The 14,450-nt window shown below is 44.1% G+C and carries 12 protein-coding genes; 3 read left to right on the top strand and 9 right to left on the bottom strand.

Annotated elements, in window-relative coordinates; all coding sequences use genetic code 11:
* Positions 1 to 416 precede the first annotated feature (416 nt).
* The 3 genes from QUA74_RS21930 (at position 417) to QUA74_RS21920 (ending at position 3,850) form a co-directional block, all read left to right on the top strand.
* Positions 417 to 1,319 (top strand): MBL fold metallo-hydrolase, encoded by a 903-nt coding sequence (locus QUA74_RS21930; RefSeq protein WP_333333450.1) that lies wholly within the window; start codon positions 417 to 419, stop codon positions 1,317 to 1,319.
* Between the two features lie 240 nt (positions 1,320 to 1,559).
* Positions 1,560 to 2,771 (top strand): bifunctional riboflavin kinase/FAD synthetase, encoded by a 1,212-nt coding sequence (locus QUA74_RS21925; RefSeq protein ID WP_333333448.1) that lies wholly within the window; start codon positions 1,560 to 1,562, stop codon positions 2,769 to 2,771.
* 170 nt (positions 2,772 to 2,941) lie between these two features.
* Positions 2,942 to 3,850 (top strand): MoxR family ATPase, encoded by a 909-nt coding sequence (locus QUA74_RS21920; RefSeq protein ID WP_333333446.1) that lies wholly within the window; start codon positions 2,942 to 2,944, stop codon positions 3,848 to 3,850.
* Positions 3,851 to 4,143: 293 nt separating this feature from the next.
* On the opposite strand, the gene QUA74_RS21915 is transcribed toward QUA74_RS21920, so the two are convergent.
* The 9 genes from QUA74_RS21915 to QUA74_RS21875 all read right to left on the bottom strand — a co-directional run bounded on the left by QUA74_RS21915 (position 4,144) and on the right by QUA74_RS21875 (position 14,164).
* Complete coding sequence (locus tag QUA74_RS21915) at positions 4,144 to 5,343, bottom strand: glycosyltransferase (RefSeq protein ID WP_333333444.1); 1,200 nt, start codon at positions 5,341 to 5,343, stop codon at positions 4,144 to 4,146.
* 112 nt (positions 5,344 to 5,455) lie between these two features.
* The gene (locus QUA74_RS21910; RefSeq protein ID WP_333333442.1) at positions 5,456 to 7,747 is read right to left on the bottom strand and encodes a TIGR03986 family type III CRISPR-associated RAMP protein; all 2,292 of its coding nucleotides are present in this window, start codon (positions 7,745 to 7,747) and stop codon (positions 5,456 to 5,458) included.
* 18 nt (positions 7,748 to 7,765) lie between these two features.
* Positions 7,766 to 8,332, bottom strand: a complete 567-nt coding sequence (csx19, locus tag QUA74_RS21905) for a type III-D CRISPR-associated protein Csx19 (RefSeq protein WP_333333441.1) — start codon at positions 8,330 to 8,332, stop codon at positions 7,766 to 7,768.
* Positions 8,329 to 9,816 (bottom strand): RAMP superfamily CRISPR-associated protein, encoded by a 1,488-nt coding sequence (locus QUA74_RS21900; protein WP_333333439.1) that lies wholly within the window; start codon positions 9,814 to 9,816, stop codon positions 8,329 to 8,331. Before QUA74_RS21900 ends, csx19 begins: the two co-directional genes overlap by 4 nt.
* Positions 9,816 to 10,508, bottom strand: a complete 693-nt coding sequence (locus tag QUA74_RS21895; protein ID WP_333333437.1) for a hypothetical protein — start codon at positions 10,506 to 10,508, stop codon at positions 9,816 to 9,818. The genes QUA74_RS21900 and QUA74_RS21895 overlap by 1 nt, the downstream gene beginning before the upstream one ends.
* A gap of 258 nt (positions 10,509 to 10,766) precedes the next feature.
* A complete protein-coding gene (locus QUA74_RS21890; RefSeq protein ID WP_333333435.1) occupies positions 10,767 to 11,384 on the bottom strand; it encodes a hypothetical protein in 618 nt (205 codons plus the stop codon).
* Positions 11,381 to 12,049: an RAMP superfamily CRISPR-associated protein gene (locus QUA74_RS21885; protein WP_333333433.1), complete on the bottom strand. Its 669-nt coding sequence runs from the start codon at positions 12,047 to 12,049 to the stop codon at positions 11,381 to 11,383. Before QUA74_RS21885 ends, QUA74_RS21890 begins: the two co-directional genes overlap by 4 nt.
* Positions 12,012 to 13,691, bottom strand: a complete 1,680-nt coding sequence (locus QUA74_RS21880) for a Cas10/Cmr2 second palm domain-containing protein (protein WP_333333431.1) — start codon at positions 13,689 to 13,691, stop codon at positions 12,012 to 12,014. Before QUA74_RS21880 ends, QUA74_RS21885 begins: the two co-directional genes overlap by 38 nt.
* Entirely contained in the window at positions 13,688 to 14,164 is a 477-nt protein-coding gene (locus tag QUA74_RS21875; RefSeq protein WP_333333429.1) for a Card1-like endonuclease domain-containing protein, read from the bottom strand. The genes QUA74_RS21880 and QUA74_RS21875 overlap by 4 nt, the downstream gene beginning before the upstream one ends.
* Between the last annotated feature and the right edge of the window lie 286 nt (positions 14,165 to 14,450).

Raw genomic sequence — 14,450 nt, 5'->3', positions numbered from 1 at the left:
TATGGTTGATCGACCGGACTAGATAGCAGGAAAGCCATCATCCGCGTTTCAACCCGTAAAGCAGCAAGGCAAACAACCGATCGCGCGATCCTCGTGTTCGGCAAGTGCGGAGGCTGGAAAAACAGCGGCTTTTGACCAAACTCAGACAGCACTGCTGCCCCAAAGTGTGTCTGCGGAGGTTAGGCTAGTGAAGAGAAGAAAAGAATAGTTACGATCGAGACTTGATGAGTCTACCTTGTAATTTATTGCTCAGTTGTCAAGCCCAAAAGTTTTGCATTCTCGCGATGAGCGAGACTCTTGGTACTTCCAACAAGTGGGGAACTCGACCGTCAAAGAACTTGGGTTTGATGGTAAAGCCCTTAGTAATTGTAAACACCTTACCCATAACTCGCCGGAACAATCTTGCAAGAAAACCCATGTCTAGTATGCAAAACCAATTCACGGTTCACTTCTGGGGCGTTAGAGGTAGCATAGCGTCTCCCGGGGCAGAAACAGTACGTTACGGGGGCAACACGCCCTGTGTAGAAATGCGAGTGGGTGACAGTCGCCTAATTTTCGATGGCGGTACTGGATTGCGGGTTTTGGGACAAACTCTCCTGTCCCAGATGCCCGTAAAAGCTCATATGTTTTTTACTCACTCTCACTGGGATCACATTCAAGGATTCCCATTTTTTGTCCCAGCTTTTATTCCTGGGAACTGCTTTCACATCTATGGGGCTATTGCTCCTAATAAGGCTACTATCCAGCAGCGCCTCCACGACCAGATGTTGCACCCCAATTTTCCGGTGCCCCTGCAAGTTATGGGGGCAGACCTGAAATTTAACGATATAGAAGTGGGCCAACCGCTGGAACTCGGAGAGATTAAGGTGGAAACTGCTTTGTTGAACCATCCGGGGGAAGCTATAGGCTACCGCGTCAACTGGCGGGGGTATTCGGCTGCTTACGTGACTGATACCGAACATTTTCCTGATCGTTTAGACGAAAATGTGCTGCATTTGGCTCAGGATGCTGAGGTGCTGATCTACGACGCTACTTATACCGATGAGGAGTATTATGCCGAGAAGAGCAGCAAGGTCGGCTGGGGACATTCGACTTGGCAGGAAGCGGTGAAGGTGGCAAAGGCTGCTAATGTCAAAAAGTTGGTGATTTTTCACCACGACCCCCTGCACAATGACGAGTTTTTAGACAAGGTGGGAGAACAAGTGGCTCAAAGGTTCCCGAATAGTTTGATGGCGCGGGAAGGTTTGTCGTTACAGTTGCTGCCTCCTGATAACGATTTGTCTGAAGCGTCGGTGCAAGCGCCTCAAGTTCATGTCTGATGGATTCGAGATTGCCAGATGGTTCTGAAATCTTGATCAGTGAAATCTGACATTTAAGCGAGGGCTCACCTCACTCAAAGACGGATACCGTGCCACGTACTTCTGTCGGGGAAAACCAAAAAGTTTAGACCAAAGTTCAAGCTTCCAGATTTATCTGTGGAGTCAATTCTAAAATCTAAAATCTAAAATCTAACATCGACTGGCGATCGCAATCTGGCTAAGTATGTCAAAATCTTAAGCGTGTGGGTAACTTCTTCTTGTACCGCTGCTCTGACTCCAACTTCTGTTGCCTTGGGAAACTTTGATGGTTTGCACCTAGGGCATCGACAAGTCGTGCAGCCAATTTTAAATCGATCGCCTGGGCAAAATTCTGCGACGGTTTTTGCGTCGGGGCAAAACTTGCGCTCAAACGCTGACACAGATGAAAATTTGGAAAGCGAACCTCGGGCGACCTGCTACAACGACTCAGCAGCACCGCCGGATAGAGCCGACAGCCATAATTTCGAGGGTTTGATAGGCCCTAGGGCCGACGGCAACAGCCTCTCTGGGATCGATTCTGATGGGGTCGATAAATTTTACGGCACTGTGGTGACATTCGATCCGCACCCGCAAGAATTTTTTACGGGTCAACCGAAAAAACTGCTGACACCTCTGGCAGAAAAGGTAGAATTGCTTGCAGCAATGGGCGTCGAGCAACTTGTGCTGCTGCCGTTTGATCGAGAATTGGCGGCTTTGACTGCTTCTGAGTTTGTCGAGGAAATTCTGGTGCGGCAACTAAAAGCGAGTCGAATTAGTGTGGGAGTTGATTTTCGGTTTGGACGGGGACGCGCTGGAACGGCGGTGGATTTGCAGTCGATCGCCTCGGGTTACGGTATTGATGTTGCTCTTGTACCCCTGCACAATTGCGGTGAGGGCGATCGGATCAGCAGTTCTGCCATCCGCGAAGGTCTGGCATCCGGCGACCTCACAAGAGCGAATCAGTTGCTGGGGCGACCTTACAGTTTAGTCGGGACTGTGGTTGGGGGACAGCGGCTGGGCAGGACGATCGGATTTCCTACTGCCAATATCGAACTGCCGCCGGAAAAATTTTTGCCCTGTTTTGGCGTGTATGCGGTGCGAGTCTCGGTAAAGCATGGATGGGAAAAGATGAAAGATGGAAGTTCTTCCTATCAGCAGGAAAATCCCAAATCTCTAATTCCCGGCGCAGCATCAAATTTATCTTTTGTCAATGGGGTGATGAATGTTGGCTGTCGCCCGACGGTAGACGGTCAACAACCCACTGTGGAAGTTCACCTGTTAGATTGGTCTGGGGATTTGTACGGTCAAACCTTGAGCGCGAGTTTGGTAGAGTTTTTGCGGCCCGAACAAAAATTCGCTTCTCTGGATGCTCTCAAAACTCAAATTCAGGCAGATTGCGATATTGCTAGAAGCCTCTTAACTGCTAAAGTCTAATAATTATGTGATCTAGAACCGGCGATCGGTTTTAAAAATGGTGCAAGATGAGTCAGACTAAATTCTAGTTGTACAAATCCGAAGTCCACAAGGCAAAGACTCAAGATTTGGGCAATTTGATGTTTGATCAACAATTAGCAACTAGCAATTAACAATTAGAAATCAGGGATATGAGACAACATATTGAACGGCTCAAACAAAATTTAGGCAAGACTATTGTTGGCAAAGCCGATGCTATTCGCTTGGTATTGGTAGCGGTGCTTTCGGGCGGACACGCGCTGCTTGAAGATGTGCCGGGTGTGGGAAAAACGCTGCTGGCGAAGTCTTTGGCGCGATCGATCGATGGCAAGTTTCAGCGGATTCAGTGCACTCCCGATTTGTTACCGACGGATGTCACCGGTACTAATATTTGGAATCCGCGCAGCGGAGAGTTTGAGTTTTTGCCAGGGCCAGTTTTTGCTAATGTTTTGCTTGCTGATGAAATCAATCGGGCGACGCCGCGAACTCAGTCAGCTTTGCTGGAAGTGATGGAAGAAAAGCAAGTGACAGTAGATGGAGTTTCTCGAAATGTGCCGACGCCGTTTTTTGTGATTGCGACTCAGAACCCGATCGAATATCAAGGAACTTTTCCGCTACCGGAAGCGCAAATGGATCGGTTTACTTTGTCTTTGACATTAGGCTATCCCGCTGCGTTGGAAGAGTTGCAAATGTTGGAACGGCTTTCTGATAGTTTTGCAGTGGAAGATTTGCAGCCTTGTATTTCTTTGGAAGAAGTGCAGGAATTGCGCCGTTTGTGCGCTGGTGTGAAGGTAGAAGCGTCTTTGAAACAGTATATTGTAGATTTGGTGCGATCGACGCGGGAGGATGAGGAGATTACTCTGGGGGTGAGTCCCCGGGGTGCGGTGGCTTTGCACCGGGCGTCCCAGGCTTTGGCATTTATGGAGGGCCGGGATTTTGCTACTGATGATGATGTTAAGTATGTGGCGCCGCACGTACTGTCTCACCGTTTGATTCCGGCGGGCGGAAGGAGGGCTAAGGCAATTGTCGATCGATTATTGCGATCGGTTCCTATTCCTTAAAAAGTTTGTAAGTAGGTTACTTTAATTAAAGGAACAGGCAAGATGCCTGTTCCACAAATAATTACAGCTTAATTAAAGGAACAATTAATTTTCTTGTGGGGTGGGCATCCTGCCCGCCCTTGAAAGACTTATTAATAATGCAATACGGTTCAGTTAGCGCTTTCAGACGAATTTCATTTCACGCATTTATGAGAGTTCCAGACTTGTGAAAGGAAATCAGATTATTCTTATCTGAACCGTATTGATTAATAATGGTGCAATATGTCAGTTAATCCATAGGTTTTGCACCATTCTCAAGCGCTCTCAAACAGCCCCACTAATTTTTTTGCCTCTAAATCAACATTGTGTTGTTGAGCAACCCGCTCTGCTCCTGTTTTCCCCATTTGTTCTAGCTTTTCTAAAGGTGCTTCCAATACCGCGCGCATCGCCACGGCTAATGCTTCTGCGGAACCGGGAGGAACTAACCAACCGCAAACACCGGGTTCTACGAGCTCCGGGATGCCAGCAACATAAGTGCTAATTACGGGCCGATTAAGAGCGAGGGCTTCCATAATTACGACGGGCAAACCTTCAGCAAAACTCGGCAATACCATTGCCCGTGAAGCTAAAATCTCTTGCTGAACTCGATCGCCACTGGCCCAGCCGGTAATTTCTATATGGTTTTGCAGGCCGAGTTGCAGAATCTGCTTTTCAATATCCGATCGCAGCGGCCCGTCTCCTACCAGTACCAACTTAAACTCTAATCCTTGAACTGCTAGCAATTTAGCAGCTTCTAGCAATAACAAATGACCTTTTTGTTCGCTGAGCCGCCCAACACAAGCTAAGCGGGGCGCTGCGGGTACAGGGACGTAAGGTGCAGCTAAAAATGCAGCATCTACGCCGCAGTGTATGACGTGAATTTTTGACCAAAAAGTGCGATCGCACCACCGAAAAAGCTGACTTTTACCGAAGGAACTAACCGCTGCTACAAAGGTCGATCGTTTAATTTTTTCGTCTAAGGAAAGAAGTGTGGCTTTATCAAATTCTTCAGGGCCGTGAACCGTGAAACTGTAAGTCGGGCCGCCAAGCACGCGGCACAGCATTGCAACTGTTGTCGAATTTGTCCCGAAATGAGCGTGAACGTGTGCTGTACCGGATTCTGCAAACCAATTTAAAAGAATGCAAGCTTCTGCTAAATAAGCTAGATGCAGCAAAATCCCCCGTTCCGAGTGCCAGCCAACTTTGAACATTAACCGCACAGCTTCGAGGAATCGAAGGGGCCTAGTTGCGGCAACGCGGAGCAAACCCCACGCTAGGCCTTGTGCCCCAACTCCGAGGATGACTTTGGTCAGTTCTTGTTCTTGTTTGTCTGCGCCGTCTACGAGTTCGGACTCGCACGATCGGATGGAGTAACGCCCGACTTTGAGGCCGCAGGTTTCGACTGCTAGGAGTTCTCTGCGGACGAAGCTGTGGCTGACTTTGGGGTATTGGTTGACTAGATAGGCGATGTTCATTAATCGGGGAGAATTTTTTAGGGGAAAGCTGAGATTAGTTTAGCCTTATGGGGAAGTGAAGGGCGATCGCTTTTGGTGGGATGGGTGCGGTAGGGGCGATCGGCGGGGATCGTTACTCGCGATCGTGCTGTTCCAGACGCTCATATTTTTTGATAACGTCATTTCTTACCTCTGTAATTCTGAGTTTTACAACATCACCAAGAGCGAACGGAACCGACTTTTTATAAATTTCTTCTGTCTTCCCAAGCTTGGAGCCATTTACCTCATAGGCTATCGTAGTTTTAGTTTTTTTACTGTCTATAACTTTGGTCACCATTTCTAAAACTTTAGCTTCTACAATTTGACCTTTACAGAATGTATTGGCTTGCTCAGATTGAGGAAGTTTGACAGGAGGTGAAGTAGTGATACGGGCTGCTTCCTGGTTTGGGGGAGGTGTTGAAGCTCGTCGCACAGGGCGCGAGCCTCCGGGCTTCTCTATTACCTCCAATGGTGTAGGTAGTACGCGCCGAGTTTTATACTCGTTCGGATCGCCGTCCAATGGTTGTTGTTGGCGTTCAATTTCCATGTAACGTGTTTTATTTGCTGAAGGACTATCTTGCCAACTCAGCATCGCCAAGAGCATTTGAATCCGTTCAATATCTCTGAAATTACCAGTTTGCCTAATATTTACCTGCACGTAATTTTCAAAATCTCTTTGATAATCAGGGTTCTCTTCAAAGTCTTCGCCAAGTGCCCACTTAAGACCGTCGAATAAGCCGCTGTATCGTATGTTACGCTTGCTGAGATACAATTTAGACTCAATCTTCACCGCTCCCATTCCCAAGGGTTTACCCATGCCTAATGACAGGCGATATTTTTCATTTTTAGCAATATCAAGCACCCATAATAACGCCCCAAGTTCTACATCAGTCAAATTTTCAAAATAAATAGTAAATTGAAAATCAACTCCTGGCTTTATTGGCTGAATTTGTGTTTTTTGCGTATCAGAGACATCATCAGGATTGTCATGTTGAATTGCCGGAGATGAGCCTTGATGCCAGTAAAGTTTATGTCCCCGGAGCGCAGTATCTTCTTCGGGCTTACTAGCATAGTGTTTCAAAGCATTTTTAGCATGACTGCTTTGAACTAAGTAGTGTTGAAAAGTAGTTGGTTTAGGACTGGCGAGAATTTTGGGTGTGATTGTGTTTTTACTTAACCATATATCAGAGGTAGCGTTGTCACAAATCCCATCACTGATGAATACTCTCCCAGAACGAGTTTTTGCTGGTTTTTCTCCAGGTTGCTTATCTTTGATAAATCCAAAGATAGCATCAGCTAAGTCTATTTTATCCGACTTGCCTAAACCGTCAGGAATAAAATCTACTGCTGAAGCAGCTTTTCCATCATTTTTAGGAGAATATGGAATGCGAAAATTAGGACTTTGACCAAATAAAGTCACAATTTTCCCATTTTGTGGCTGACAGTAAAAGATAGGTCTGCTATCTTGTAAAACACCTAAATTACTATCAAACGGATTCAACTTTTGAAAGTCAGTTAGCGCATCGCAGTAATGCTGAATAGCAATCGGGTCAATTTCTAATCTCTTCAGACTTGGACTCTGCTGAAATACTATACAATGATTGCGGCGGGTCGTTTTCTTAGATGAGTCATCACTTTGTTTCATATTACCGCTGGTGACTAACATCCCGTTATTCATTGGATGAGTATGAGGCGGGCTAACATCCTCTGCAAAAAAACGGTTAGTCTTATTTTTATTGATATCCCTAAAGCTAACTGGGATGTACTGAGGTAAATATCCAAGCTCATCCATGCTGATTAGTCTAGGAAAATCAGCAGTTGATAAATCTTCCTCTTTAACCCAAGCAAATGTAACACCTTTGAGAGATTTTGCAGGACAAACAAACCAGCGATCGCCTTCTTTTTTGAGATAACCCGCTTTGACATTTTGAGGATTTATATGTTGCTTGTATGCTTGAGCTAAAGAATCATCATTTTCAGTAGTGGCAACTGCCCGAAAGAAAAAATGTTGCCGATCCGATACTCGCTCTATCTTGCTAAAGCTAATAATTTCAACAAGCGTTCTTAGCATTCCGCGCAAGCTACTACCAGGAATTACAGGCTTTTGGACTTTCGCAGTAGGATTGGTATAGAAAAAGTCGGGCAAATCTTTAGCTTCCGTTTCCTGTTTAAATTCTTCTGTCGTTAATCCGCAGCGAATGTATAGAGGTGATGAAGTAGTTAAAGTACAGTATATTTTGCCCGTGTGACGTTTTGGTTCGTAACAGTTACTGTTGGGCAGATAATCTTCAGTCACTTCTACAACTCGATCTGGTAGTTCGATAAAATTGTATGGGGCGATCGCCTGCCGATTTTCTGGGATTTGTCTCAAATGTTTCGGAGCCATACTAAATCCTCAATATTCCTAGTTTTTGTGAGTCTTTAAATCAACAAGACGGCTGAGATATATCCGAGCTACACCTGTATCATCGTGAGTAATATAATGATGTACTACAAGACGCACTGGACGGTTTTTTCCATCAAAAGTAATACTTGTTAAGGGCACAGCGTGTCTGAGTCCTTGAGAACCATCAGAAAGTAAGGTAAAGCCTTCTCTCTCTTTTCCCTGCGTTCCATAAAGAATTTGGCTTTCTATAATTTTATCCTGTTCTGACTGAGCGATGAAACGCCCTTTCCACTTCCCTCCACTCTGCCAAAGAAAGACTTCACCATTTTCACCAAATACACGACATTGTTGCAATGTCAATAACCGCAGCTTGGGAAAATCAACATTAAAATCCGGTTTGTGAAATACCTTTTCAGCCGTTATCAACATTCCATTATCAAAACTGCCCCAAATTACCCCATCCTCAGCATGAGCTAACAAATAAGGTAGCTGATAAGACTTGGCTTGCTCCTCTAGCCAAATATGCAAAGCATCGTCATCCGCAAATTGTTTAACTTCTCCCGAACAATCGATCGCATTCTTCATACCTCTACCTCCTTTCCTAAATGTGCCCACAATTCTTTAACAAATCCTTCGAGTTTATCTCTAACTGACTTTTCCGACTGAGTTGGGTTGATTGAATCGATAATTTTTAACTCATCATTTGCTTCATAAATTGTCCATTGTTGCGGATTGTCTGGATGATGCCAGATTAAGTCTGCCTTAATTCCTTTTAAACGTCCTCTGCCAATACTGCTTTCACCTCCTACAGGTAAATCGCTTGTCCACAAATCTTTCAACAATAGTAACAGCAATCCTATTTCATACTTTTCGGGCTTGCGTAACTCTAGCTCAACAGTGACAAGGGTTTTATCGCCACCAAATATAGGTTGTTCCTCAAATAGTGCGCCGTGATATGCACCTCCGGTAAAGCGATCGATCGCAATTCTAGTTTGTACTAATTCAGTGGCATTTTTAATGACTTTCTCGCGAACAACTAATCGGCTTGATTGTGCTTCCTTCCCCTCAACAAAACCAAATAACTCCTTCACAAGTGTGGAACTACCGCCGAGCGTGTTAACAATTCGCTCGGCTCGATGGCGCAATACTCCTGCTAAACTCGTACCGGATAATACTGGTTCTGGATTAGGTGAATCTGGTTGATGAGATTTCAAGTGTACGACATCGGGAGCTCGTCCCGTAGAATCTTGACCGGAACGGATGAGGAGAGAACCGACTAATTGGAATTGAGCGTGGATGACGAAGCGATCGCGCCGATCGCTCTCATTCTCTAATGATACTCCCAGCGCTGTCGCAATTGACGGATAAGTTGTGCGATCGGGCAATAAATCTGTGCGCCAATGTTCAAAATTTAACCAGGCAGTGCGATCGCCCGGATCTTCGAGGTTAAAGTTCCAAACTTGCCACTCTTTGACATGACAGCGACCAAAACCGCGCCGCTTTTTCATGCCAATGCCGATTTCAGCCTTTTCTAAGCCTTGTAAGGCTAATGCTAAACAATTAATTAATGCTTGCTGTTCTACAGACTTTTTATCCTTCTCTACCAGTAATTCAAAGGAAAGTGGAAATTTGGTTCCTGCCGCTAACAGTTCCAAATCGTATTTATGACCGGGTTTTGCCGTGCCAGTTATGGCTTCAATTTCTACACCATCTCTTAATTCCACAGTGGGAATAGTGCTGCTAATAGCATCATTGATAATTAATGGACTTTGTTCGCCATCAGGATCGCGACGAGTACCACCAAATAAGCGAGTAGCCCGATCGCCATTTTGTTCCTCTACACCATATCCGTCTTGGTACTCCCGCAAGTAGTTACGCAGAGCACCTGCAATGGATGAACCAATTAACAGCCCGCAGTCACTCACAGTATCTCTCAGCAATGCGATATCCGTTGGACTATCAGCGTCACCGCTTCCCAAGCAAGTCGGCGTATCTAAGATTAACGTACCCCGTACAATGATACGTTTGGCGATCGGATGCTGATTGCGGTTTAGGCGTTCTTGACTCATTATTTTTTCTCCTTAGTTGCCTTCTTTGCCACTGCCATAATCAGCCGCAGCGTGTACTTTTGGGCTAGCTTATCTTCTTTGGCGCGATCGTCATTAAAATTGCGCTCAACATCAGCAATTTTTACTTCTGTTATGCCCTCAATCCAATCTGTCGGATTCTCTAACCACTCGTCAAGCTGTTTTCTGAACGATTTATTACCAATTTTTGTGCGTTCAAATTGATTCCTGGCATTCGATGGTAAGTTATTTAGCAGCGAAATAACTAAACTACAATCCCCGTTAGGAAGTGCTTGTCGTGCAACAGATTGTAATCGTGACAGTTGGCTGTTACTGATGCCCTCATCCAAGCTTAAACGTCCCACCCTTGTTTGAAGATATTGTTCAAGCTTTTGTTCTAACAATCTTTGTGCCATCTGTTCAGCTAAAAGATGCGAACCTTCTTTTTTTAAGCAAGGTAAGCTAGAGCTACTAGATGACTTAGGTAAACTGACTAAAAACTTTTCTTTTTTTAACCAGTTGACAGCAACTCGTCCAAAACCGTCTTCTCTTCTCTCTCCAATTCCCCGATATTCTAGTTGTTGAATTTGTGCTTCATCAATCTCAAAACCTTCAAAAACGATCGCAGTTCCCGCCGCTAATGCTGGTACTTGAGGTAAAGGCAATCCCCATTTACGGTTAAATCCACCAATCAAAGTGCTACTAGCAAAAATATTGCTAGGTTCAGGTAATGAGATATTTAATACTTCCTCGACAGCGTGTTTAATTAATATTGGATCGGCTACAGGCTGACCAGATTCATTTCTTAAAAGCGTGTCGCTGAAAAGTGTAATGCTGAAAATTTCATCATTTTCACGGTCTTCTGCTGGAATTCCTACTTCATCCCAACGATCGAGAATTTTTAAGTCTATAATTTTGGTATGTCCGTAGCCGGCGCTTTGAGAACCGCCTAACTAGAGGTTTGGTTCGGTGACTAATAACATCTGAAGTGCGATCGCGTCTCCATCTTCGCAGAGGATGACTGATTGAAAGGTTTGTCCCGCATCTAGGGCATCGTAGCGGAAGATTTCACCTTGATTGTCTGTAGAACGTCCTTTTTGGCGATCGCGAAAATTATGAATATTAATCCGCCGCTTTTCTTTGTATAAATTTATCATTCCCCCTTTTTCTGACCAGAAGTATTCACCCACAGCCTTTGGAGTTTCTGGATCGTCTCCTCTATCAATACTAAAATCATAGACAGCTATAGGGGAATTCTCTTTAAGTTCTGCATCCTTATCCTTGAACCAACATAAAGGCAGAGGAAGAGTACGTTGCGGTTGCTTTTCTTGACTCAAAAGATAAGCATTTAAGTAACGGGTACTATGGGCATCAAAGAAAAGTCGCTTAATTTCCTGACTGGTTAAATCCAGTTCTGATAAATTATGCTGCCTCATATAACGCCCAATAATTGCACCGCGAATCATGCTACCAGGAATGTAAGAATACGAAACATCGCTGTTCGGATCGCCTTGAAATGAAGTAGCGAGAACTGGTTGCTGGGTTTCCAATGATAAAGTAATAGCTTTCATGCAACTTTCTCCTTAATTTCTGTTCCAAAAATCTTCGCAGATTGATGGGTAATATCACTACCTTCTGAATCGTGTAGCGTACATCTAACGCGACCGCGACCTCGATTGCGCCCGCTACCCAAGCGTCGGAGTGCCAAAGAACTAACGGCTAAAAGCGACAACATTTCATTACTTGGCATCTTCTCGAAAATCAAATCAGCCGTAAAATAAAGCTCGCGCAAAACTACACGCAATGAACGCAAACTACCTTCATCTGGTGTACCGGATTGTGCGTCTATTGCAGTCTGACGACGAATAGCTGTCAGCGAATCAAGTACCTCTGTTTTTGTTAAAGTTTCGTCCTCAATCTGGAAAGCAACAGCTTGACGTAAGTCATCGGGCAAACAAGCATCACCTACGTGAACTGCACCTATTGTTCCCAGAGTGCTACCAAGCGTCCCGAATAGTTTACAAGCAACTTTTTCCCAATCCTGTTGATGATTAGATAAAACAGCGATTAAGTTATCGCATTCTTCGCTCAGCAATCCTTTAAGAGTACGTCCCCGCAAGTAAGGAAAACCATAGGGATCGTGTTCGACTTCTTGGTCGATTAAACCTGCGACTCCATCTCCCCGTCCAAACGTAGTATCACTCCGCAGTTCTATTTTCAGTTGGTAAATCGGCATTGCATTCTTCCCTCAATGAGATATAAAATTCCATCGCTTCAATCGCATCAAAATAACCACAAGTTTCATGTACCCAACCCTGTTTAGCTAATGTTACACTCAGACCGCTACATTCTGGGAAACTCGGCAGTTGCTCATCCTTGATTCTGTAATTTTTGAGAAACTTCTGAGTTGCGTCAATCCCTTGTCGCAGTACATCTCTTAAAGCAATCACCTTATTATGACGACCTTTCCATTCCTCATCTTCATTGAAGTGTTTGACTACTTTTGTGAAGCCTTCCCAAGTACGCCAATCACTATGTTGTTCTTTTCTCAAGCTTACAGGTCGCATTGATAAGCTACCAGCAAGCACTTTATATTCGCGATCGCGAATTTCAGAAATTGACCCACTTAAGCCACTCGCTGCCAAATGCCAATCCAAAGCTGAAAAGTCTCCTTTGTTTTCATCTTTAACAAACTTTTTAGCTTTTCGACACAAATCTTCGCTCAGTTGATAAGCGCGAGCAAAGGGATAGTGAGTTTTGACAACACAAATTCCGGCACAAGCTTTAATCGGCTTACCATCTGCAATTTTTTGTTCTTCAAGTGCTTCAAGATAAATTGCAGCCAGTTCAAGTCCTAAGCGCCCATCACAAACAAAGGTGACATCATCACCTCCATAGACTAGAGGACGAAAGGGCAAGTTATTCCCTTCAATAGCAAACTTACCCATAACTTTTTTGACTATTTTACCGTCCTCCTCTACATCAATAATTGATGCAGCGAGCATCTCTATCACTTTTCTGAGCGCATTAATACCAGCATCATTAACGCTGCGGGATAGTTCGCGCATAGCGATAATGTAATCTCGATTAGACTTATCTTTGCCAAACTCTTGAAAGCGTTTACCCATACCATTGCCATCAGCATGAATTACACCGACATAGCTGGAATCTCCTTCAGAACGCCCCATATAATCAGTTCTTAGGGGAAATTCGTAAATTTCGGAAGTAGAGGTGATTAATTTATGTTTGAGTTGGTTATTAGCTAACTCAACCGCCTTCCGTTTGTTCAGAATTTCTCTAGAAATTAGATAAGGTTCATCATCTTCATCCTTAAATGGCACGCTCATATCTACAGCAACTAACTGAGTCGAGCGACAAGTTGCTGTCACACCTAACCCTAGCAACGGTGCAGAAGGTATCCTGCTTCGCTTTTTAACATCCAGGTCATTTTTCATCAAGTCTTGGACTACTTTATACAGAGATTGACTATCCCAATCAAACTCTTGATGGACAGCGACAAGATTGATTCCAGGTGCTTCTTCTAAGATTCGTTTACTCAAAATTTTAGTGAATTCCACGGCATATTGTTTTTCAGAAAACAGCAATACTGTATTGCCACCACCTGCATAAACTAATTCAGCAGCTAGTCCATCATCTTCGATACGTGGTTTTGCCTCCGATTGAGGTTTTTCAGGATCGAAGGCGTAAACTTCTCGGTTAATATTTTTTTTCAGCTTATTTAAAGCTTCTCTAGCCCAGTTGTCAGTTGCTTGAGATACGAGATAGGATGCACCAATGTTTTCTCGCAAGCGGTTACTACCGAAAATGTAAGGTTGAATTCCTGTTGTGTCTAGTACCGTGACAGTAAATTTTCTCATTTTGCATCCTTATCATTTTGTTTAATCCAGTCTTCAATTTTGCTCGCTAGATCCGTTAGGTCATCACGTCCAAACACAGCAATTTTTTTGTCATCTAGCACTGCTACCTCTGCTTTGAGAGTATCTGGTTCGTTAGTACAGCAAATTAAAGCAACTCTTGCTTCATCACCGCCCATTTGTCGCGCTCGTAAGTAGGCTTCAAACAGCTTGTTTTTACATAAATCTCTTTTGCTAGTTGTTGAGACAGACATGGCGAACAGTTGATAGCCCCTTGTAAACGCAACATCAAATTCAAATCCCTGTTGAGTTCCTAGGAGAGGGACTTGAAAATTAAGTCCGTAGTCTTTGATAGAGTTTCGATCGGCAATATTTTTGACTTGCTGCAAAACATAATGTTCTAACCACAAACCGTCAAGATATTTACAAAAATGTTCTATTTCCGTAAAAGCTCCTTTTTCTTTAACTGCTTGCAACGATAGTTTTCCATCTGAGCCAATCAAGTTTTCTCGTTTAAACTCAGTCTCAATTTCTGGCGGTAATTTTTCGACAGATATTGATAATTTAGCTAATTCTGTTTTGCTTTTCCACTTATCTCCATCACCATTTTTCTTTTTTTCACGCGCTTGTTCACGAAAAATACCGTACCAATCATCCCACTGCTTTTTTTGATCTTCATCCTTAACAATACTCCGGACAGTTTTTAAAGAGGGATGCGACGCCTACGGCAAGCAACGCTTACGCAATAAATCACAGAAGCGA

Source organism: Microcoleus sp. LAD1_D3 (assembly GCF_036702135.1).
GTDB lineage: Bacteria > Cyanobacteriota > Cyanobacteriia > Cyanobacteriales > Microcoleaceae > Microcoleus.
This window is presented reverse-complemented; position numbering and strand designations above follow the sequence as displayed.